23 protein-coding genes and 1 pseudogene are annotated in these 22181 nt (G+C 56.3%); 6 read left to right on the top strand and 18 right to left on the bottom strand.

Annotated elements, in window-relative coordinates; all coding sequences use genetic code 11:
* Positions 1-5: 5 nt before the first annotated feature.
* The 9 genes and pseudogenes from HW450_RS04535 to HW450_RS04500 form a co-directional block, all read right to left on the bottom strand.
* A pseudogene (locus tag HW450_RS04535) lies at positions 6-1944 on the bottom strand (OPT family oligopeptide transporter).
* Positions 1945-1973: 29 nt separating this feature from the next.
* Positions 1974-2327 carry a DUF3151 domain-containing protein gene (locus HW450_RS04530; protein WP_182386804.1) on the bottom strand — a complete coding sequence of 118 codons (354 nt, stop codon included), beginning with the start codon at positions 2325-2327 and terminating at the stop codon, positions 1974-1976.
* Complete coding sequence (locus HW450_RS04525; protein WP_232843334.1) at positions 2328-2975, bottom strand: peptidylprolyl isomerase; 648 nt, start codon at positions 2973-2975, stop codon at positions 2328-2330.
* A gap of 3 nt (positions 2976-2978) precedes the next feature.
* Positions 2979-3560 carry a Maf family protein gene (locus tag HW450_RS04520; protein WP_182386803.1) on the bottom strand — a complete coding sequence of 194 codons (582 nt, stop codon included), beginning with the start codon at positions 3558-3560 and terminating at the stop codon, positions 2979-2981.
* Between the two features lie 147 nt (positions 3561-3707).
* On the bottom strand, positions 3708-3920 hold the full coding sequence (locus HW450_RS04515) for an acyl-CoA carboxylase subunit epsilon (protein WP_182386802.1): 213 nt from the start codon (positions 3918-3920) through the stop codon (positions 3708-3710).
* Positions 3921-3932: 12 nt separating this feature from the next.
* Positions 3933-5558 carry an acyl-CoA carboxylase subunit beta gene (locus HW450_RS04510; RefSeq protein WP_182386801.1) on the bottom strand — a complete coding sequence of 542 codons (1626 nt, stop codon included), beginning with the start codon at positions 5556-5558 and terminating at the stop codon, positions 3933-3935.
* Positions 5559-5783: 225 nt separating this feature from the next.
* Complete coding sequence (locus HW450_RS12960) at positions 5784-6326, bottom strand: hypothetical protein (protein WP_220463907.1); 543 nt, start codon at positions 6324-6326, stop codon at positions 5784-5786.
* A gap of 62 nt (positions 6327-6388) precedes the next feature.
* The gene (locus HW450_RS04505; protein ID WP_182386800.1) at positions 6389-6769 is read right to left on the bottom strand and encodes a lactococcin 972 family bacteriocin; all 381 of its coding nucleotides are present in this window, start codon (positions 6767-6769) and stop codon (positions 6389-6391) included.
* A 164-nt stretch (positions 6770-6933) separates the two neighbouring features.
* Positions 6934-8532, bottom strand: coding sequence for an acyl-CoA carboxylase subunit beta (locus tag HW450_RS04500; protein ID WP_182386799.1), 1599 nt, complete (start codon positions 8530-8532; stop codon positions 6934-6936).
* Positions 8533-9035: 503 nt separating this feature from the next.
* Here HW450_RS04500 and HW450_RS04495 point away from each other — a divergent pair.
* Positions 9036-9803 (top strand): biotin--[acetyl-CoA-carboxylase] ligase, encoded by a 768-nt coding sequence (locus tag HW450_RS04495; protein WP_182386798.1) that lies wholly within the window; start codon positions 9036-9038, stop codon positions 9801-9803.
* Positions 9803-10234 carry a hypothetical protein gene (locus HW450_RS04490; RefSeq protein WP_182386797.1) on the top strand — a complete coding sequence of 144 codons (432 nt, stop codon included), beginning with the start codon at positions 9803-9805 and terminating at the stop codon, positions 10232-10234. Before HW450_RS04495 ends, HW450_RS04490 begins: the two co-directional genes overlap by 1 nt.
* Before the next feature lie 15 nt (positions 10235-10249).
* On the opposite strand, the gene HW450_RS04485 is transcribed toward HW450_RS04490, so the two are convergent.
* The 3 genes from HW450_RS04485 to HW450_RS04475 form a co-directional block, all read right to left on the bottom strand.
* A complete protein-coding gene (locus tag HW450_RS04485) occupies positions 10250-11236 on the bottom strand; it encodes a hypothetical protein (RefSeq protein WP_182386796.1) in 987 nt (328 codons plus the stop codon).
* Between the two features lie 132 nt (positions 11237-11368).
* Positions 11369-13297, bottom strand: coding sequence for a hypothetical protein (locus HW450_RS04480; protein ID WP_182386795.1), 1929 nt, complete (start codon positions 13295-13297; stop codon positions 11369-11371).
* A gap of 519 nt (positions 13298-13816) precedes the next feature.
* Positions 13817-14266 (bottom strand): hypothetical protein, encoded by a 450-nt coding sequence (locus HW450_RS04475; protein WP_182386794.1) that lies wholly within the window; start codon positions 14264-14266, stop codon positions 13817-13819.
* A gap of 91 nt (positions 14267-14357) precedes the next feature.
* Here HW450_RS04475 and HW450_RS04470 point away from each other — a divergent pair, with 91 nt between their 5' ends.
* The 3 genes from HW450_RS04470 to HW450_RS04460 are packed head-to-tail and all read left to right on the top strand — an operon-like array spanning position 14358 to position 16481.
* Complete coding sequence (locus tag HW450_RS04470; protein WP_232843370.1) at positions 14358-15515, top strand: 5-(carboxyamino)imidazole ribonucleotide synthase; 1158 nt, start codon at positions 14358-14360, stop codon at positions 15513-15515.
* Positions 15515-16015, top strand: a complete 501-nt coding sequence (gene purE, locus HW450_RS04465; protein WP_182386792.1) for a 5-(carboxyamino)imidazole ribonucleotide mutase — start codon at positions 15515-15517, stop codon at positions 16013-16015. The genes HW450_RS04470 and purE overlap by 1 nt, the downstream gene beginning before the upstream one ends.
* A 10-nt stretch (positions 16016-16025) precedes the next feature.
* On the top strand, positions 16026-16481 hold the full coding sequence (locus HW450_RS04460) for a YdcF family protein (protein WP_331251801.1): 456 nt from the start codon (positions 16026-16028) through the stop codon (positions 16479-16481).
* Between the two features lie 26 nt (positions 16482-16507).
* On the opposite strand, the gene HW450_RS04455 is transcribed toward HW450_RS04460, so the two are convergent.
* The 6 genes from HW450_RS04455 to HW450_RS04430 are packed head-to-tail and all read right to left on the bottom strand — an operon-like array spanning position 16508 to position 20390.
* Entirely contained in the window at positions 16508-16888 is a 381-nt protein-coding gene (locus tag HW450_RS04455; RefSeq protein ID WP_232843333.1) for a type II toxin-antitoxin system death-on-curing family toxin, read from the bottom strand.
* Positions 16889-17095, bottom strand: a complete 207-nt coding sequence (locus tag HW450_RS04450; RefSeq protein WP_182386790.1) for a hypothetical protein — start codon at positions 17093-17095, stop codon at positions 16889-16891.
* A 32-nt stretch (positions 17096-17127) separates the two neighbouring features.
* A complete protein-coding gene (locus HW450_RS04445) occupies positions 17128-17760 on the bottom strand; it encodes a response regulator transcription factor (protein WP_182386789.1) in 633 nt (210 codons plus the stop codon).
* The gene (locus HW450_RS04440; RefSeq protein WP_182386788.1) at positions 17757-18890 is read right to left on the bottom strand and encodes a sensor histidine kinase; all 1134 of its coding nucleotides are present in this window, start codon (positions 18888-18890) and stop codon (positions 17757-17759) included. The genes HW450_RS04445 and HW450_RS04440 overlap by 4 nt, the downstream gene beginning before the upstream one ends.
* Before the next feature lie 10 nt (positions 18891-18900).
* Positions 18901-19728: a hypothetical protein gene (locus HW450_RS04435; RefSeq protein ID WP_182386787.1), complete on the bottom strand. Its 828-nt coding sequence runs from the start codon at positions 19726-19728 to the stop codon at positions 18901-18903.
* Positions 19729-19730: 2 nt separating this feature from the next.
* A complete protein-coding gene (locus HW450_RS04430) occupies positions 19731-20390 on the bottom strand; it encodes an ABC transporter ATP-binding protein (protein ID WP_182386786.1) in 660 nt (219 codons plus the stop codon).
* Between the two features lie 121 nt (positions 20391-20511).
* Between HW450_RS04430 and HW450_RS04425 the strand changes: the two genes are divergently transcribed.
* Positions 20512-22104: an SWIM zinc finger family protein gene (locus tag HW450_RS04425; protein ID WP_182386785.1), complete on the top strand. Its 1593-nt coding sequence runs from the start codon at positions 20512-20514 to the stop codon at positions 22102-22104.
* Positions 22105-22181: the final 77 nt, after the last annotated feature.

Raw genomic sequence — 22181 nt, 5'->3', positions numbered from 1 at the left:
CGGTACTACTGCGACACCTTGTTCTTCTTCAGCCAGGAGTACATGCCACCGACCAGTGCAACGAAAATCACCAAACCGAGGTACTTCGCTGGAGATTCGAAGGATTCACCCATGATGGCCAGCGGTTCGTCGGAGCCAGTAGCGCCAATGATTCCGGCCAAGAGCACACCGAACAGGGATTCACCAACGATCAAACCTGTGGCCAGCAGCACGCCAAGGCGCTTGACTGGTTCGCCACCATTGTGCTCCGCCCACTTATTGAACGCCCGCCCGATGAACGCGCCGATCGGAATGATGAGAGTCAGGCTGATCGGAAGGTACATGCCCATACCAACAGCCAGCGGTGGCAGGTGCAAGTTCTTGGTAGTGCGACCAAGAACCTCATCGACGATGATGATGCCCACACCGATCGCAGCGCCCAGGCCGATCAGGGACCAGTCGAGAGAGTCACCAACCCTGTGCCACGGAGGACAGCAGCGCGGCCTGTGGCGCAGCGAGCGCATTATCGCCGGCACCAGGAGCACCCTGGAAACCAAAGCCCGTGAGCATGAGCTGCAGGACTGGTGGGATGATCGCAGAGCCGAACAAGACACCCAGAATCAGAGCAAACTGCTGCTTCCATGGGGTAGCTCCCACCAGCTGACCAGTCTTCAGATCCTGCAGGTTGTCATTGGAAATAGTCGCGATACCAAAGACCACCGCGGCCGTGAAGAGTGTGTAAGCAACGAGGGACGTTGGATCCTCACCACCGGCGATCGTCTTAATCAGCAATGCTGCGGAGATCACCACGATGATGCCAACACCGGAAATCGGGCTGTTGGATGCGCCGATCAAGCCGGCCATGTAACCACAGATCGCAGCCACCAGCAGACCAACTGCCAGGACATACACGATGGACAGCGTCACCAGACCAGCAGTGTGGTGTGCGATAGCGGTGTCCTTGGTGAACAACCACAGCAGCAACCCCACCGGAATCATCGACGCCAGCGTCACGCCAGCCACGATCGGAAACGGAATATCACGCTCAGTGATGTCCACGGTTTCGCCAGCGCGACGGTTCCGAGCGGAAGCCAAGGAGCTCTTAATGCCAGAGAAGATAGGGCCGATGATCTTCAGTAGCGTCCACACCGCGGCGACAGCCATGGTGCCAGCGCCAACGAAACGGACCTCGGAAGAGAACGTACTGGCGACCACATCAGAAACGTCTCCCATGGCTGGGACTTGGCCAGACGTGAATACCGGTAGCAGGACGCCATAGGAAATCAACAGGCCGACGATCATTGCGATACCGACGCCGACGCCCACGAGGTGACCAACGCCGATCAGTGCGAGGGACAACGAGGTGCCCACCATGGTGCCACCGGATCCGACGCGGAAGGCCGTCGATAAGCCACCTGCAGTGGCTTTCAGTGCGGTGAGCAGTGAGTAGCCCGCCGACGCCAGGGCGCCGAGGGTGATCACTCGCAACCCACGCTTATTTTCCTCGGCGGAACCGTTGTCATCTCCTACTCGCAGCACCTCGGCCGCGGCAACACCCTCCGGGTAGGGCAAGTCCGAGCCCGTCACCAGTGCGCGACGCAGCGGGATGGAATAGGTGACGCCCAAGATGCCGCCGATGGCGCACACTGAGGCGGTGGTGAAGTAGTCGAAGCCTTGCCACCAGCCGACCATCACTAGGCCCGGAAGCACGAAAATGATTGCGGACAACGTACCGGCTGCCGACGCGATCGTCTGCACGATGTTGTTTTCCTGGATGGTGTGTCCAGCGAACTTACGCAGGACAGCCATGGAAATCACGGCAGCTGGGATGGAAGTTGCGAAGGTAAGGCCGACTTTAAGCCCGAGGTAAACATTCGCGGCGGTGAACACCAACGTGATGATGCCACCAATGATCACACCGCGGAGTGTTAACTCCCGGATTGAGGGGGTTGGTTTGATATCCATATAAAGCAACTTACTCGCTGTGGTCTGGCTTACCCGAGTAGAGGTCCCACAACCGAGTTGTCGCAGTCTGACAAGAGCGCACGGCAGCGGTCGTATTCGCTGTCCTCGCCAATCGCGCGAGCCGCGAGAGCCAACTGTGCAATCGCCTTAAGAACACCGAGATTAGGGGCGTGGGAGGCCGGGACTGGACCGTACCCCTTCCAACCATTTGCGCGCAGCAGATCCAGGCCGCGGTGGTAGCCGGTGCGGGCGAAAGCATATTTGACCAGCGGATCGGTGGCTTGCTCTGCCATGAGTGCCCAGGCTTCCGGGTTGCCCGGGCACTGATAGGGGTCAGTGGAGTTGAAGGCTGGAACGTGCACTGGTGGGGGAGTGAGCTGCATTTAATTCACCGTCGCTTTCGTAATTGAAACTTCCTCTTTCGGGGCGCCGTCGGCACCACCAGTCGCGGTCCCCTTCGCTGCAATGGCACGGACGACCTCTGTAGATTCGGGGCTCATTTCACCGAACAGCGTGTAATTCGGGGGCAAGGGCGAGTCCTCGTAGTTGAGGAAGAACTGGGAGCCATTGGTGTTCGGTCCCGCGTTTGCCATAGCGATGGTGCCTGCCTTGTAGATGGGGCTTTCCCCTGAACCTACTGGGTATTCGTCAGGGAAGACGAACCCGGGGCCGCCGGAGCCAGTGGCACTAGGATCACCGCATTGGAGCACGTAGATGCCCTGAGTGGTGAGGCGGTGGCAGACGGTGTTGTCGTAGTAGCCCTGCTTGGCCAGCGAGGTGATGGCGCCGACAGTGCAGGGCGCTTGGTCCGCATTGAGTGCGAGGTCGATATCGCCGTGATTCGTGGTCAGGGTCAGGTTGACGGTGCCGTGTGGCGGTTGCTCACTTGGCTTCTTCACATCCTTGGCTGCCTTCCGCGAATCCTTATATACACAGGTGGCAGAGGTCGCTTGCGGGTCTTGCTCGGCACTGCACGCAGTCAGCAGCGCTGTGCTCACCATGGGTGCTGCTAGGAGACGTTTGTAAGTCATTTTTCACCACAATTCTGAGACGTTAATACCGAAATCGTACAGGGCCTGGCGGACCAGCGGCAGCGACAGTCCGATGACGCTGGAAGGGTCGCCGTCGATGCGGTCAATAAACCAGCCTCCCATCGCCTCTAGCGTGAAAGCGCCGGCACACTTGAGGGGTTCCCCGGAGCGGGCGTAGGCCGCAATATCTGCATCGGTGGGGGTACCGAAATACACGGTGGTGCGGGACGTACCGGTGTAGGTCCGCTCCGGGCCGATGATGTGGTGTCCCGTGATCAGCTCAGCGCGTTTGCCGCGCTGCTGCTGCCACCGCGCGATGGTGTTGTCCACCGTGTGCGGTTTTCCTTGTAGCTCGCCGTCGAGCAGGAGCATGGAGTCACAGCCGATAACGACGTCGCCGGGGTAGTGCGCTGCGACGGCCTCGGCTTTGGCCTGCGCAAGCTTCTCGACGACCATAGGCTCCGATCCGTACCGCGCGATGAGCGTGTCCTCATCTACATCAGCAGGGTGAATATGGGGCCTAATGCCTGCTTGTTCCAGGATTTGCTTACGTGATGGAGAGCCGGAGGCTAAGACAATACGCATGGGGACAAGTGTAAAAGAAATCGGGTGCTGATTTGAGGCATCTGCCAGGCTATGAACGAAAGGGACGATCCAGGCTCCGCTAACTCTTTTTGCATTGGAAAAGCCCCGCGACCTTGTTGGCCACGAGGCTTTCGGAGGAATGCCAACCTAGAAGTACGTTACGTTGTGGAACGCATTCGGGTTGTACGTCATTGGGCGCTGCAGCCGCTCAGAGACATTGCCCCAGTTGTTGCGAACAGGGGTCTCTTCTGGTACACCAGCAGCGCTCAGACCTGCGAAGAGCGCGGTCAGCGCGGCCACCTGGGTGTCGTCTGGGTTGCCCTTCGTGACGGTCAAAAATGGCTTCTTGGTTTCTTCCATGGAGTTAGTTCCTTACAGTGGAATGTTGCCGTGCTTCTTGGCAGGAACGTTGACAACCTTGCGCTCGAGCAGACGCAGGCCTTCGATGATCTGGCCACGGGTCTCGGATGGAGGAATAACAGCGTCGACGTAGCCGCGCTCTGCTGCCATGTATGGGTTCACGAGGGTCTCTTCGTAGTCCTTCTCGTATTCCTTCATGACGGCCGCAACGTCCTTGCCCTCGGCAGCAGCTGCCTTGAGCTCCTTGCGGTAGATGAAGCCGACGGCGCCGGAAGCGCCCATGACGGCGATCTGAGCGGTAGGCCATGCGAGAACAATGTCTGCACCCATGTCCTTGGAACCCATCACACAGTAAGCGCCACCGTAGGACTTACGGGTAATGACGGTGATCTTTGGAACGGTTGCCTCGGAGTATGCGTAGAGCAGCTTCGCGCCACGGCGGATGATGCCGTCGTACTCCTGGTTGGTGCCTGGCAGGAAGCCTGGGACGTCCACGAACTCGATGATTGGGACGTTGAAAGCGTCACAGGTGCGGACGAAACGGGCAGCCTTTTCGGAAGCCTTGATGTCGAGGCAGCCTGCGAACTGCATTGGCTGGTTAGCGACGATACCCACGGAGCGTCCCTCAACACGACCGAAGCCGATGATGATGTTCTCTGCGTAGGACTCCTGGATCTCCAGGAACTCGCCATCGTCCACGATGCGGGTGATGACGTCCTTCATGTCGTAAGGAAGGTTCGGGGAGTCTGGGATGATGGTGTCCAGCTCAAGGTCGGTGTCATTGATGTTCTCCTGGATGGAGCCCACCATGATGTCTGCCTCCATGCGAGGAGCTTCCGCACGGTTGTTGGATGGCAGGTAAGAGACCAGCTCGCGAACCCAGTCCAGTGCATCGGCGTCATCAGCGCCGGTGTAGTGGGAGGTACCGGAGGTGGACATGTGGGTGTGTGCGCCACCGAGCTCTTCCTGAGTGATGTCTTCGCCGGTGACGGTCTTGATCACATCTGGGCCGGTGATGAACATCTTGGAGGTCTTGTCCACCATGACGATGAAGTCGGTGATAGCTGGGGAGTAAACGTGGCCACCAGCGCAAGCGCCCATGATCAGGGAGATCTGTGGGATCACGCCGGAAGCCTGAACGTTACGGTAGAAGATCTTGGCGTAAGCGCCCAGGGAAACGACGCCCTCCTGGATACGAGCGCCAGCGCCTTCGTTAATGCCGATCAGTGGAACACCGGTCTTGACGGCAAGATCCATGATCTTCACGATCTTTTCGCCGTACACCTCACCCAGTGCGCCACCGAACACGGAGCCGTCCTGAGAAAAGACGCAAACCTTGCGGCCGTCGATGGTGCCGTAGCCGGTCACAACACCGTCGGTCACTGGGCGCTTAGCGTCCAGGCCGAAGTTCTTGGACCGGTGGCGAGCCAAGGCGTCAACCTCGACGAAGGAGCCTTCGTCAAACAGGTACTCGATGCGCTCACGAGCGGTCTTCTTGCCAGCGGCGTGAACCTTCTCGATTGAAGCTTCACCCATTGGGGCTTGGGTCTCGGCAATGCGGGCACGCAGGTCGGCCAGCTTGCCAGCGGTGGTCGTCAGATCAGGCGTCTCAGCGCCAGTGTTCATTGCGGCAGTCATGGGAATTAGTCTAGGGGGCTATCCCCGATTTTGTTACCGAGTGGGCACTTGAATTGGTTCAAATCGTGAAATCCGTGGTGATTAGCCCCGCTTTTAGGGGTAAAAGCGGGGCAGATCACGAACTGCGTCGCTGCGATGTGATCATCATATTGCTACACAACGCGGTGAACTTTGCAAAGGTACGCAAGCGGACAGAGGTCTTATTACAGCGGGATGTTCCCATGCTTACGTGCGGAGCACTTTGGATTGCGGCCTACTGATTGCGGCCCAAGTGAGTAAGCAGAAGTTCAACAGCGCCCACAGCGATAGCCAAAAAATGACTTCGGGGTTCAGACTGAACGGCCAGCGAATTGCCCATTTGAACGAGGCAGAAACAATCACTCCAAAAATAAGTATCCCTACGTAACGCCAACGGCTCTGGGAAGTGCTCAGAATGCCCAGTGAGGTAGTTATTGCGCCGGAAGCGCATCCTATGAAAAACCAGTAGATCGCTTCCACTCCAGGTTCTAAAGACGCACCGGTATCAAGCAAGACATCTATTCCTGTTTCGAAAGCAAGAAACAGGCCGGTGGAGGCGGAGCCGTATGCTGCGAGAAAGCACCTTGAATGGGATCTCAAGAGGTAAGGCACCGCAAAGCCGATCCATAGCCAAGGCCAGGGGAATCCCGCGGAAGTTACTAGTGCAGTGCATCCTGTTAGCCCTGAGATAGAAGAGAGTACAGCAAGTGATATGCCTGCAGTGATAAATTTCAGATTGTTCTCGTGCATGGCGAATTAGAATTGCGTCGGGTCAACACACTTCAAAGTGTGTTGACCCGACGCAATATAGGTTACTGAGTTGACCAGTAAGCGTTGCACGTGCCGGAGAAGATACCTCCCACTACCTCCGCAGCGGCAGGAGTGCCAGGTCGAGCAGTCTTACGATCAACCACCTCGTCCATGATTGCAGTCGCAGTGTGTGTCTTGGTTTGGTGTAAATAGGTGGATCGGCAGACTTTCTTGCCTTCGCTGGTGAAATGCGCGCCATAGGTCCATGTCCCGCCTCCAACGTTTTCGGTAGCAAGCGGTTGCATGGGAAACTCTGTGTCGACATCGAAGGTGATCATGCCGGATGTTGGCGTGCCGTTGGCATCGCGGGTTAGGACGATTTGCTGACCCAATTGCGTGTCATCATATGTGTCAGCACTCGCGGTGGTGGGTGTGAGAACCATGATCGCAGCGCAAGCTAGCAAACTGGTTTTTCATTGTCTCTCCTTGTTCTTGGGTGGATGTGTGTATCCACAGGTGCTACTGCACTATCTTGGGGGAAGGGGATAGTTCCTCAGTTGGGAACATGATAGATGTTACATGCTAATTGAAACGGTTTCAATTAGCATTACAGCGGAATATTTCCATGCTTGCGTGCCGGACGGGAGACATTCTTGTTGCGTAGCAGGCGCAGGTTGCGCGAGATCTGCTCCCGGGTCTCGGATGGGAGGATCACGGCGTCGATAAGCCCGCGCTCAGCGGCGGCGTACGGGGTGAGCATGTGCTCCTCGTACTCGCGCTCGAAGGAGCGGACGAGTTGCTCCACGTCGAGGCCCTTCTTGTGGGCGTCCTTAATATCCTTGCGGTAGATAAAGCCGACGGCGCCAGCGGCACCCATCACGGCAATCTGGGCGGTAGGCCACGCGAGGTTCACATCGGCGCCTAGGCCCTTAGATCCCATCACGCAGTAAGCGCCACCGTAGGCCTTGCGCATCGTCACGGTGATCTTCGGAACCGTTGCCTCGCCGTAGGCGTACAGCAGCTTCGCACCACGACGCAGGATGCCGCCGTATTCCTGGCCAGCCCCCGGCAGGAAGCCTGGAACATCCACCAACATGACGATCGGAATATTAAAGGCATCGCAGGTACGGACGAAACGCGCAGCCTTCTCGGAAGAGTCGATATCCAAGCAGCCAGCGAAGTGCATCGGCTGATTGGCAACGAAACCGACGGACTGACCATCGATACGACCGAAAGCGATAACCACATTTTCGGCGCGGTCGGCCTGGATCTCGAAGTAGTCGGAGTCATCGGTCAAGATAGCGATCACATCGCGGACGTCATAAGGAACGGTGGGGGAGTCCGGGATGATGCTGTCCAGCAGCAGGTCATCGGCGGACTGCTCAAACGGAGCTACCGGTTCGGTCGGTGCGTAGTCACGATTGTTACTTGGAAGGTAGTACAGCAAGTCCTGCACCCATTCCAATGCCTCTTCATCGGTCTGGGCAACGTAGTGGCAGTTACCGGCGGTAGCCATGTGGGTCGAAGCGCCACCCAGCTCTTCCTGGGTAATGACTTCACCAGTCACCGTCTTAATCACATCCGGGCCGGTAACAAACATCTTCGACTGCTTGTCCACCATGACCACGAAGTCTGTCAGAGCTGGGGAATACGCGTTGCCACCAGCACACGCGCCCATGATGACGGAGATCTGCGGGACCACGCCCGAGGCATTGACATTGTGGTAGAACGTGCGCGCGATCTGGTCGAGGGAAACCGCGCCATCCTGAATACGGGCGCCGGCGCCCTCGTACAAACCGATGAGTGGGCGGCCGGTGGTGACAGCAAGCTCCATGATCTTGATCATTTTCTCGCCATAAACCTCGCCCAACGCGCCACCCATCACGGTGCCATCCTGGGAAAAGACGCACACCTCACGGCCATCGATCGTGCCCCAACCGGTAACAATGCCGTCAGTGACCGGCCGCTTGGCGTACATGCCAAAGTCATGGGTGCGGTGGCGGGCAAGCATATCGGTTTCTACAAAGGAATCCTCGTCGAGGAGGAAATCTAGGCGCTCGCGGGCAGTAAGGCGCCCTTCGCGCTCCTTGGAAATGGACAGTGCTTCATCACGGCGAGCCTGCAGATCTGCGATCTTTTCTGCAGTGCTGGCGTGGGCAGTGCTCGTAGGCTCCTGCAGCTTCGGCAAAGGTGAGGAAATTGTCATGTTTGGGAAGTTTAGAGGTTTGAGTGATTAGTTTCTAGTAAGAAAGCAAAAAATTTGAGGGAATGCTCACATTTTCCCAGTTCAGGGCGCAAAAGAAATCTGCGTCACATTTTTCCCGGCGTGTCGCGGTGGTTCTTGGGTGGTTTTCGGGGGTTTTCGGGGGTGTCGGGGGTTTTTGGGGTTTTCCGCCTGTGCTGATACTGGATTGACGATGATTGCAGGTCACGGTAATGAAAATCGGTGGTATCGAGGGATCATCGTCAATCCAACATCGGCGAAACACTGAGCCTGGGTGTGCCTACAAGGTTTCTGAGTGAAAGGCTCCACTGTCTAGTGGGATAGGGGTGAACCTTTCAAGAATTATCGCGGTATTTCCGCCTGTGCTGATACTGGATTGACGATGATTGCAGGTCACGGTAATGAAAATCGGTGGTATCGAGGGTTCATCGTCAATTTAACATCGGCGAAACACAGACCCCAGCAACCTACTACACTGTGTCGTTATGAGAACGCCTTTGGACGCGGAAAAACTGCGCGCACTGCCGCTACCCCGCATCGACTACTCAGCTGAAACGGGTTCCACTAACGCTGACCTGGTGAAAGCAGCGCTTGAGGGGGCCCCGGAATGGACTGCGGCGGTCACGGATTTTCAGAGCGCCGGCCGTGGCCGTCATGGTCGTGTGTGGACTGCGCCGCCGATGTCTCAGTGCACGCTCTCGCTCCTTATCCGGCCGCCGGCGGAGGCTGTCGACCGTCTGGGAACGATGCCGCTGGTTACCGGGCTCGCACTTATCGACGTCCTGTCCGCTTCATACAATGTGACCCTGAAATGGCCGAATGATGTCCTGATCGAGGGGCGCAAGGTCTGCGGGATCCTGGCGGAAGTGGCGCAGTTCCAGCCGTCCCCCGCGATTGTCATAGGCCTTGGCCTCAATGTGTCTCTTACTGAGGATGAGTTGCCGGTTCCGCATGCGATTTCCCTGGAAATGGTGGGTCCCGAGGTTGATCGAACGCAGCTGGTGGGCGACGTGTTGCTGGCGCTAAAGACGAGATTGACGCAATGGATGAACGACGATCCGTCCCTCATGGACGACTATCGCAAAGTATGTAGTTCCATCGGGCAGCAGGTGCGCGTGCATCTACCTGGTGACAAGCAGCTGCTCGGTGAGTGCGTCGGCGTCGCCGACGACGGCCTCATCCAAGTCCGCTCCGAGGATGGCGAGGTTCATTCGATCGCCGCCGGTGATGTTGTTCATTTGAGGTTGCAGTAATGGGGGAGACGCTTCGCTACGACCTCACCGCGCCTCTGTCCTCTTTGACATTCCCGGTGATTGAGTCACTTTTCCTCACCACGGTGTGCTGGATTGCGATCGGGTGGGCAGACGCCCAAGGCATTCCTGACCTACACAACGGCATTGTTGTCCTGTGGGCTCTTTTGATGCTGTGGCGTCTTCTTCTGCCGGTGCTGCGCTCACGCAGGCAACGCTTCGCGCTTACCGACGAGCGGTTAATCGTACGCGCACCCTCGTTTGGGGCTCGGGAAGATTCCATCCCGCTCGCCTATGTGCAAGGCGCCTACAAAAAGAAAGGCGCGCTTTGCGTGGACGTAACGGGGATGACCCAGCCCCTGGTTTTCCGTGATGTGCCCCGCGCGAAAAAGCTGGCAACGGAAATTAATCAGCTAGTGGGGCGTCGGTGGTAGCTTTAGGTGCTGAAACTATTTCCCTAGATAAAATGCTGATCCGATAGCTCGAGCACCATTGAAATCGCGCTGGATTTCTCCCTTTTGCTTGAAAGCAGAATTTCGAATCTTGACTTTATGTAATGGTGAGGTGGGATCTTCTAGATGGAAAGTCGCCAGATTTGTATTGCCATCGCTTGGGGTAATGTAGTCGATGATTATTAGAGAATCGTCTACCGTCGCAGAAATGACAACTCCGTCCTCAATGGCGAATGTTCCATTTCTTGTTGGGGTATCGGGGGTGGAGCTAACAAACTGGTATGATCCGTCAGTGCCAATCGTAAATAGTGAGTCGTCCACTATCTTAGATCCGCGAGCCACTTCTAATGGCAACAGCTTTTCCTTTTGTACTGTTTGGTTCAATTTAGGATTCGTAAATGGGTCAGAAAATATTAGAACTTCAGTGCCATTTTCGACTTGGCGAAACAGGCGCAAACTCTCTCCGTCGCAATTAAAGATTCCGTCGACTATTTCAAAGGGTTTAATTGGAAGTTCAAATTCCTGAGTTGAACCGTCTGGCTGTAAGGACTTCGCGTACACGTGCTCTTTATTTTGATCCACCCAAAACAGTCTGTCGTTGTTGCATACAGTCAAGGCCAATGTGAAGTATTGTGATGATGCCCTGGTTAGCGTTGATCCGCTTTGGAAGAAAATCGCCTGCCCGGCCCCCAGTGGTCCTGAGCCCTCGTGGAAAACAACTGCAGCATTATTATGACTCTTGGAGCTTTTGATATCCAAAAGGAATGACTGTGTAGGAATTTCCTTTTGGTCTAAAATTTCACCATGGTTGTTTACAGTCACTAACTCTGAACTAGATGCGGTTAGGAAGCCATCTTGAAATCGAACTGATTGATTGCCGTAGATCGGGCCGAATTCATTGACCACTTGACTGTTTCCTGATGAATCAATCAGTCGCACCCTTGTCGAAGTTTTTGAATCAAAAAGATCAGAATTCTGCCGCATGAGTGCAAAATAAGTAATGTTGGAATCGTTGAAGTCTGACTCGGACTGAGTGGAGGATGTCGTGCTGCACCCGGTTAGTCCGACAAGAACGCATATGTTAAGTGCTGTGTAGAGGATTCTGGATCGTAACATCTACTGGAACTCTCGAGTGTTGACGGAGTTTGCGATGTCGATTGGGAATACTGAAAAGCGATTCCCTGATTTTGGAAAGTACTTGTTATCTCCGATATCGACAGATCCTTGTGAAGCATGCATATATGCCGCCCACACGAGAGAAGCGCAGTTGAAAGCGGTAGAGTCTTTTGTTACATAGCGACTAATCAGAAAGCTTTCAGGTCGTGCATCGTACGCTGAATTGATTTTTGACTCGGCGAAAGACGCGGCCTTCAATCGGGTCTCATGGTTAGTTTTTACGGAAAAGTAGCGAGGATTGCAGATGCGGTTTCTATGAGAACCTGAAACTCGGACAACTCCCTTTTCTGGATTTACTGCCTCTACGGTGTCAATTCGCTTTGGATCAGCGTTCCCGTGTAAAGTTACGAAAATTCCTGTGTGGCCGTGATTTACATTTGTTCCTTTGACCATGGTTGTACCGCCTGAGTAGAACAGATCACCACGATTGGTTCTTTCGTTGCCTGGTAGGCGCTTGAATTGATCGTCACAATGGCTCGATTCCCCGGAGTTAATGGTGCCGTTTGCGAATATGCTTTGAGCTGTAACGGCGCTTTGGGGTGAAGATTCCGATGAAATAGAGTTGATTTCCTTCTGGACCTCCTCTGCCGAATATCTTGCGTGTTCGTAAGCGCTTTGGAATCCGCTAGTAACGTCTACCCCTTTGTCATTGAGAAGCTGCACGTACTGATCGTAGAATTCATCAACTTTACGAGATGGAATGTTCATTAGATATGCAAGCTCAGGTACAGGAGACATCAGAATTCGAATTGTGTCCCTCTCAAACTTTTGAATCGTGGCTAGTTGATTGGTCGGGACGGGATCTTCGATAGGGTACCCGAAGCTACTTCGCTCAAAGCCGGCAGCTGACCATTTTAGGAGAATAGCCCCAAGTACGGGGTGTGCTCCGTATGTGGGGTGCCAGTAGATCATGCCGAGGGCGAAGCGGTTAAAGCGTCCGATGCCATCCGGGGTTCCTTCTTCATCGGTAGCCGGGTAGCCTAATGGTCCTCGTTCCTCTCCAGTCTCGATCCACTTCTCCAGGATCTTTCCTTCGATTGAGACCACGCCAGAGAGGGAACCGTAGATTCGCCCTCGTTGGAAGGATTGTTTCCGTCCGACGTTGTCTCCGGTGCCGATCTCATCTGATGTGGGATATCCGAGACGTCCAAGTTCCCATCCATTGCGGGCCCAAACGATGGAGTTGTGGGTGGTGACCGACCAAGCACCGGTACTCGGGTGCCAATAAATGAACCCGTTATCGAATTCGGTGCGTTTGCCGACCCCATCCGGGTTGGTCAGTTCATTTGATCGGGGTAGTCCGAGGAAGCTGATGGGGTTTTGCCCGACCCAGGTGGTGGCGAGTGCTTCGTATTTCTCTCGGATGGCGCCACAGACTTGGTAGGTAGTAGGCCAGTAGGTGCGGCAGTTGCTTGCTGTGAGTGGTTGTGTGAGAGGCTGGGCTCGTTCTAAAGAGACGCCACGTTCGTGTGCTTCTTGTACTTCGGCTTCGTCGGCTTCTTCTTTAGTGATTCCCTCGGGGAGTTCGATGCGGTCTGAGCGCATCTTGCCTGGGATGACTACTGGTTGTGGCTCACCTAGGTCGTCGGGGAGCGTCTGTTCGTAGTAGTGATTGTCGATGTTGTTTTTGTTCATGCCCGGTTCATTGAAATCCCAGTCGCTGGTGTCGACATCGTAAATTTGGCGCTCGCCAGGGGCACGCAACTGCAAAATCTTATCCGTGATGTTTTCGTCAGTTAGGAGTTCGGTAGGCATCATCTCCTCGGCAGGCTGCACTCTGGCATCCTGGGCGCCTGCGGGGATCGGAGTGAAACAAACGGTAGCGAGAACGGCTAGCGTTGCCCCGAGTTTTTTTAGGTAGTGTGTCATTGCTTGTCCTTCAAGAGATGGGCAGCGGCATAATGAAAATACGACAAGCTATTAAAGAATGTCGTTAGATGATTCTAAAATGCTAAAGTGATGGTTGTCATGCTATCTTGAAAAGATTTCAAAACGGGGGTAGGAGAAACGCTACAACACTTCACTTCAACAAAACCGTTTGAACTCAATCCCATGCACTAAAGACGTGGCAGTTTCCATCTTGCTGGGTTCTAGGGGAGCAATTCCTCGAGGGGGAGAAATATCTTCAATGCAAGTCAGAAGCAGTATCGACGGCGTAGTCCTCTTTCGTCGTTACTTGAGTGTCCAGTCATCGCAGTGCCGTAAACGACCCAGTATCGAAGAACCTTAGCCAGACGATGAGAAAATTTGCCTGGGAGGACTACTAGTCCCTTCACATGTCGGAGACAACAACGATTTCCGCAATGGAAGAATGGTTAAGAAATTGAATACATCGTCAGTGAAGAAACGTCACGAAGCTAGTGGGACGTCGGTGGTAGCTTGATCAGCTCACATGCTCCAGCCGAAATCGGATGACGGTTTGGTTTCCAGCTTCGCTGCGTCTGAATTGCGCGCACTGATGGTGACTCCCCACGGAATTTCATCAATGTAGGCAAATAGCCGGGGTGTTTCCTCATGGGTCAGGTTGAAGTGGCTGTCCCAGGCGAAGGCCCGAGTGCTGACACCGATGGTAATCATTGAAACGAGCATCCACAGGCACTCGCTGTCGGTAGAGAGGTCGATCCGGCCACAGGGGAGCTGATAGGAAGCAGCCATGCGCTCCAAATCGAACACCATCGGTACTTGTAGCGTCCACGATGGTTGGAAATCCGTTGTCACTACCGCATCCGGATAGAGCAACAGGTCGTCGTTAAGCTGCACGTATTCGCCCAGTTCGATGTTCGACCCCGCGCACATCTTTGCCCACGTCTCAGGAAAGTCTTGTTTACTAAACCCCATAAAACCCAAGGTTATCGGCAGGAACGGCGAAGCGCTATAGTTATTAGCCGTGACTCACAACATCGATAATCCGGCAGCGCACGCACCAGACATGCCAATTCTGTGTGTGATTGGCGATGGGCAATTGGCACGCATGATGCAGACCGCGGCGATTGAGCTTGGGCAATCCGTCCGGGTGCTCGCGAGCTCGCTCGAGGCGTCTGCCGCCCAGGTTGCCGCCGATGTTGTGCTGGGCGACTACACCAACCTGGCTGATCTGCGGGCGGTCACGGCAGGAGCTACCGCCGTAACCTTTGATCATGAGCACGTGCCGAACGAGCACTTGGAAACCCTCATCGCCGAGGGGATCAACGTGCAGCCCCGCCCGGAGGCACTGATCAACGCGCAGGACAAGCTGGTCATGCGCACGCGCCTGAAGGAACTCGGCGCTCCGGTGCCTCCGTTCGCGGCCATTGAATCCGTCGAAGATGCCGAGCAGTTCTGGACTGAGGTCGAAGGACGAGTTTGCCTCAAGGCGCGCCGTGGCGGTTACGACGGCAAGGGCGTGTGGTTCCCAGCGTCCCTCGAAGAGCTCAAGGAACTTGTCGCTGAACTGCTGGCTAACGGCACCCCGCTCATGGCAGAGGAGAAGGTTAACCTGGTCCGCGAGCTCTCCGCCATGGTTTCCCGTCGCCCATCCGGCGAAGTCAAGGCCTGGCCGGTGGTGGAGTCAATCCAGAAGGACGGCATCTGCTGGTTCGCGATTGCGCCGGCCCCGGGCCTCAAGTCGGAGCTGAAGAAACAGGCAGAAGAAACTGCCATCAAGACCGCCGAAGTGCTCGGAGTGACGGGCAACCTGGCCGTTGAGCTCTTCGAGACCCCGGAAGGGATCTTCGTGAACGAGCTGGCCATGCGCCCGCACAATACTGGCCACTGGACCCAGAACGGCTGCGTGACCGACCAGTTTGAGCAGCACGTTCGCGCCGTGCTGGACATGCCGCTGGGCTCCACGGACACTCTCCAAGAGTGGTCCGTCATGGCCAACGTCCTCGGCGCGCCTGAGGATCCGGAGATGCCGATGCCGGAGCGCATGCGTGAGGTGTGGACTCGCTTCCCGGACGCGAAAATCCATTTCTACGGCAAAGGACACCGCCCCGGCCGTAAGATCGGACATGTGAACTTCACTGGCAATGGTGACGTCGAAGAACTGAAAACCAAAGGTGAGCTCGCCGCGCACTTCTTGGTGCACGCGGAATGGAAGGATCAGTAATGCAACCACTCGTTGGACTTATCATGGGCTCGGATTCGGACTGGCCGACCGTCGAACCGGCCGCCGAGGTGCTCGCGCAGTTCGACATTCCGTTTGAGGTGGGCGTCGTGAGTGCGCACCGCACCCCGGAACGCATGCTCGCTTACGCCAAGGAGGCGCACACCCGTGGCCTGAAGTGCATCATTGCGTGTGCTGGTGGGGCGGCTCACTTGCCGGGCATGGTTGCTGCTGCGACTCCGCTGCCGGTCATCGGCATTCCGCGCGCTCTGAAGGAGCTCGACGGGATGGACTCGCTGTTGTCCATCGTGCAGATGCCGGGCGGCGTGCCCGTCGCGACCGTCTCCATCGGCGGCGCGAAGAACGCAGGTCTGCTGGCCGCGCGGATCCTCTCCGCTGGTTCACCGGAGCTGCTCGACAAGATGGTGAAGTACCAGGCGAACATGCGCGACGAGGTCCTCGCCAAGGATGAGGCCCTGCGCCAGCGACTGATGGAGGGCTAGATTGGCGCCGGTGCTGATTTTGGGCAGCAGGCTTATCGACGGCCGTCCCGGCAGCACTCTACAGCGGCGGCTCACCGCCGCCTTGCCCTATATTTCCGATCACGTTGTCGTCTCCGGCCACCAGGGGGAGGCCGAGGCGATGCGTGACTGGCTGATCTCCCATGGCGTCCCCTCGGACGTGATCACCGTGGAGAACCAGGCCCGCTCCACCAACGAAAACCTGGAACAGGCCTTCACGATGTTGAAAGGTTATCCCCGCTGGACCGTCGTGACCAGCGATTTCCACGCCTGGCGCACCAAGATGTGGGCGTGGCATCACGGCCTGACTGTTGATGTGGTGACCGCCCGGACGCCGCTATCGAAGGCACCGAAGATGTGGATCCGCGAAGCATTTGCGCTGCCGCACTCTTTGGCGCGGATCGTGTGGCGGAGAGTCAAGGACTCCGGATTCGGCAAAGCAGATTGACGAAAACAACGCAAGAGTCCGGCTGCCTAACCCAACTCAGAAAATCTTGTTTCCAGATTAGAAGCGATACTTTCAATATCAGGATGATTGGTGGCGATGGCACAAACTAATTCAAACCAATAGTCATCGTCAGACATGTGATCATCGATGCCGTGAAGCTGAAGCATCATGATTCCGAGTAGTGCACCCAGCCGTTTGTTTCCGTCAATCAGTGGATGGCTTGATTCGATGCTGTCGAGGAGTGCTGCGGTTTTTAGCCAAATGCTTGGGTAGAGTTCGGTTCCGTCAAATGTCATCCAAGGACGTTTCAAGGCTGATCCGAGAAGTCCCCAGTCTCGCGACGCGAAACCGTTTTCTTCCAGCCAGGGGCGAATGTTGTCCAGATTCAGAATATTCTGCGGAGTCATCTAGGCATTCCTGAGTCGCTCCATAAGATCAGCGCGCTCGGAGTAGATCCTGTCGAGCATGGTGGATGCTACATTCCGAGCTTGCATCGTTTGCCAGCGCTCCTCGATGAGACTAACGAGCATTTGCTGTTTTGACTTGTTTTCAAGCTCGGACATCTTGCCGAGTTGTTCGTCGAGTTCGGGGGTAAGACGCAAGTTGAGAGCCATGCTGTAATGGTACCAAAATAGTACCGTTTTGCCTAACTCACCACTCCCGCCCGAAACGCCCAGATCACCAGCTGCACCCGCGAACTGGCCCCGACTTTCGCCATCGCGGACGAGAGATGCGTTTTTACCGTAGAAGGTTCCAAGTACAACTCCCGCCCTATCTCGATGTTGGTGAGGCCCCGCCCCAAAGCTCGCACGCAATCAAGCTCGCGTGCCGTGAGAAGATCCGAGTCCACCACGGCACGCGCTTTTCGACGCCCAAATTCCGCAATCACTCGTTTCGTGACTGCTGCGTCCACCATGCCTTCTCCTGAGGCAGCTCGTTTGACGCCCTCGATGAGGTCGGTCATCGGGGAGTCCTTCAGCATGACTCCACAGGCGCCGACCTCGAGTGCGCCGAAGACGTATTCGTCGAGGTCAAAGGTGGTGATTACGATGATCGCGGGCGGATTCTCCTGTTTGTTGATCTCCGTGGTGGCGTAGATCCCGTCCCCATCGGGCATGCGAATGTCCATGCACACGACGTCGACGTCGTGAGCCTTCGCAATGGCCTCATTCCCAGAAGCCGCTTCGGCCACCACGGTGATTTCTCCGGTTGCCTCGAAGATCGCTTTCAGCCCCTGCCTGATCAGTGGCTGATCATCTACCAACAGAACTCGAATCATGGCTTCCTCCACGTGATGCGCACGAGCCAGCCGTCGGCGGTTGGTCCGTTGAACGCGGTGGCGCCAACTGCGTGCGCACGTTCCTGGATGCTGATGGTGCCGCGCCCTGATTCGCCTCGTTCAAAGGAACCCGACGTCAAAATGCTCAGTTCATTATCGCTCAAGGTCACGGTCACCGGAGCGCTAGCAGCATGTTTGCGTGCATTGGTGAGCGCTTCCTGGGTGATTCGATAGGCCGCTACCAATTCGGCACCGGACAAATGGGAGGAGTCTGTAAAGGATACGTCTTGTCCCAACCCGCGAACTTCTGAGATCAATGCAGGAAGATCCGTAGGTTGGGGCACCCTGGAAACCTCGGCATCGGTGACAGAGAGCTTGCCGACTGTAGCGCGGACATCCTGCAGTGCCTTCGTGATGGATGAGGTCACGTGATCGAGGTGTTCCTTGGATGCGGTGGGATTGACGTCGATAAGCGCGCGTGCTGCTTGAGCCTGGATGGCGATGGCGGAGAGGTGGTGGGCGGTGGTGTCATGGAGTTCGCGGGCGATGCGGGCGCGTTCTTCGATGATGGCGTTGCGTTCGGCGAGTTCAGCTTGGCGCGCGAGGGACACGGTGAGTTCGCGACTGTTGCGGACGGCGAGCCCGATGGCAAACATGACGACGAGTGGAAGCAGCCAGCCGAGTGCGGTGAGCAGCGCAAATAGGGTGGGGTTCATGTCGCCCAAGACCGGGGTGGTGACAGCTCGGGCGATGCCCACTGCGAGTCCCGAAACCACAAGAATTGCGCTATCGCGAGTCTTCGATCGGGTATGAAGTGCTAGCGAAAACGCAGCAACTGAGGCGGCGATGCCGTTGTAACCGAGGCTCTGCTCGCCGGTGACCAGACAATAGAGGGGAAGTAGGAGTTCGACCACCGCGATGCCGAGCAACGCGAGGATGGGGAAGCTGCGACGCCAGAGCAACAACGCTGCTTTGGCGACAATGGCTACAAGGATGAGCCAAAACTGCACCGGAGAGGCTGCGAAACTGTAGGTCACTGGCGCCAGCGTGTGTGACATGAGGAATCCGAAGAGGTCCAGTCCCAGCACAATGGCGGCCAGCGATATATCCCTAGTGGAAGGGCGAGTCATAGGACCCATGTTAGAGGTTTGCGCGGGTGAAACGGGCAAGTCCAAGGCCCAAGCTCAGTGCCGCCCACGCGGCGAGTGCACCGATGCCGACCCATGGATTGAGCGTTTGCGTGAGGCCTTGGCCACCGGCGATCGTGACGGCAGAAGTCGGGAGCCAGCAGTACACATAAGGATCCCAGCCGGCCATGGCGCCCACGGTTCCAAAGATCACGCCAGCCATCACCACGGCGACAACAATGCCAATCGCAGGACCAACCTTGCGTACGGCCAGCACCACGCCGGTGATCGCGAGAGCGAGCAGTGCGACCGCCAAGCTGCCGCGCAGCCACATGGTTGCAACCTCCGCTGCTGGAGCAACCAAGGACGCATTGTTCATGGGGGCTGCGACCAGGGCAATCAAGGCATTGAAGATGCACGCCCCGACGCACACAAGCAGGACGGAACACAGCACTGCGGATGTCAGTGACAGCGCCCACTTCACTCGACTACCAGTGCCCACCACCTTCCACACCACTGCTCCACTGGAAAAGGCGTAGCTAGCTGCGGTGATGGCGAGCGCGACAATGGCGATGACGAAGATCGAGATGCCTGAGGATTGTCCGGACCCGGTGATATCAAGGGCAGCCATTTGGAATCCAGCTAAGGAGGGATCAGAGGCGTCGATAAGCGCTTGCACCTGCTGGCCTGCGGGGCCGTCGCCGGCCTGTGGCGGATCGATCTTGAGCAGGAATGGCAGCGACCATTGCAGGGCACCGCCGACACCAGCCATGAGCACTGCGAGGATGGATATCACTCGCATGTTTGGCAGATGACGCAGGGTGTAAAGTTCGGATTTCATGGCTAGCCTTTCGAGGTGTGGGCGAAGTAGGTGGCTTCGAGATCGGGGATGTCGGCGACTGCGCCGGTGAAAGTGGTGTGGCCGCGGGCGATGATGACGACGTCGTCGGCAATAGCCACGGCCTCCGCCAGATGGTGGGTGGCCAAGAGGACGGCCTTGCCACGGTCAGCTTCGACACGCATGAGCTGGCCGAACCAGCGAATACCATCTGGGTCCAGGCCCGAAGACGGTTCGTCCAAGATGATGATGTCCGGATCTTGCAACAGCGCTCCCGCCAGCGCGATTCGTCGCTTCATGCCCAGCGAATACGTTTTGATGGGGCGGTCGCAGCGGTGCGCCATGTCGACGAGTTCCAGGACCTCCTGCACTCGCTGCTTATCGACGCTAAAGAGCTGCGCCATCGCTTGGAGGTGCCTGCGCCCAGTGAGGTTCGGGACGAGGCCGCCGTCGTCAAGGAGGAGACCGATGCGACCATTGATCTCTTTGTCCCCAGTAGATTTCACCAGGCCGAGCGTGGCACGCAATGTAGTCGACTTGCCAGCGCCATTGGGACCGAGCAGGGCAGTGATTCGGCCAGGAGTTGCGGTGAGGTTTGCGCCGTGGACAACCTCATGTCCGTTAAATGAGACCTTGATGTCTCGAGCTGTGAATGTGTTGTTCATGTCTTTAACGCTATTGAGCAAAGGCATGAAAAACATCGTCTAAGCAGGCAGTCTTCGGTCTCCGCCATTTGGGGGAGGTTTACTTGCAGTGCGTGGCGTGGATTATCGCTAAGCTAAAGAAATGACCGCCACCCTCTTGGATGTGTTAACCGAAGAGTCGATCCGAGACGCCGCAGGATCTGGCGCCTTTCGCCGAGGGAAGAAGATTTCTCCATCTGATATTCGGCTCCTCCATGCCACGGAATCTGAGGTGACGGCTGAGGTACAAGGTACGTGGCCGTATCGGACGACACTGACCTTGCAAGGAAATCGGGTGGCCACAACGTGCAGCTGTCCGGTTGGTACGCAGTGGTGCAAACACGCGGTTGCTCTCGCGCTCTCGTTGCTGGCTCCCAAGGAAGTCTCCTTTGATGATGACATCTCGGAGGCGGATCCGGTTGACATTCTTCTGGAATCAGCTAACTCAGATGAACTGCGTCAGCTCCTTAATCAGCTGCGGGGGATCCCAGAAGTGCAGGAGTTCCTGGAGCTGACGGCGCTCAAGAACTCGGGCGACGACAAACAGGTTCGCGATCATGTGAAATCTGTCATTACGGCTGCCTCCAGGAAGGGGTCGGGCACCTGGGATTATCGCAAAACCATGGACCTTGCCTTGCATTGGAGCGACGCTCTTGATGTGGTCGAGGCCTACCTTGATGAGCATCGAGGAGTGGCGGTCCGCCCTCAGATTGAGCGTGCCATCAAGCGACTGAACACTATCCTGCAGCAGTCTGATGATTCCTCTGGCATGCTTGGAGATCAGCTCCGCCGGAGTTATGACATGCACGTGAGAGCGTGCGCTGATGGCGTCGAAAAGCCGCAAAAGCTCGCTGACTGGCTTGCGAAAGAGACGCTGGAGGCACCGTTCTTTGGCCCCACGTTGCGAGACTATGCAGGGCTTCTCGACGCCGACGCTACCGAAATACTCGCTGCTGCCCTGGAAGCTAATCCACCGCAATACGGGGCCGAAGACATGAAGCTTGATATCGCCTTCTTGCGTGGCGACGATGACTTCACTGAATCTCTGTTGCTAGAAGGCAAATCCGTGAAAGAGCTCATTGAATTTTATGAGTCCCGAGGCAAGGGTGCGGAGGTTAAAGAGCTACTCAAGAAAAGGGACCGCCCCGTGCCTCGGGGCGAAGAGGAATTCTTCGAAAACCGAATTCGTGAGTACTTGGGAGATAACGCATTGTTGGAATACCGAATTGCGCGGTTTCAAGAAAGCCCTTCTACCATAACTTTTGATCGTGTCATTCATGGCCCAGGTGCGACGAAGGATCTCATTGCGCTCATCCCCGAAAACACTCAAGGAAGCGATGCGATGAAACTGCAAGCCGCCCTACGATTTGACGATCCAGAACTGGGATTATCAGTGGTCGACAGTGATGAAGTTAGCACTCACGTGGTTTTCGATTTCGCCCAGTCGGTACTGTCCAGTCGAGATCCGGAGACCGCACTCGAGCTCATGCTTAGGGAACCAGAAAAACTCGCCGTTCTTACCGGTGATAGTGCCTACAAACAAGCGGCGGCCTCAGCCCTGGAAATCATCAACAGCTTCCCAGATAACCTAACGGCCCGTGTCACTGTATTCCGGAAAATGGAGGAGCTTGCCATTCGATACAAGAATCGGCCCAAGATGCTCAAGATTTGGCGCAGTTACGGACTGATCGAGTAGAGAACTCCGATGTCGGATTTGGTAACGCAAACTGACGAAAACAGCTCGAAAAAGTCAGTTTGCGTTACCAAATCCGG

The organism is Corynebacterium hindlerae, from assembly GCF_014117265.1.
GTDB lineage: Bacteria > Actinomycetota > Actinomycetes > Mycobacteriales > Mycobacteriaceae > Corynebacterium > Corynebacterium hindlerae.
This window is presented reverse-complemented; position numbering and strand designations above follow the sequence as displayed.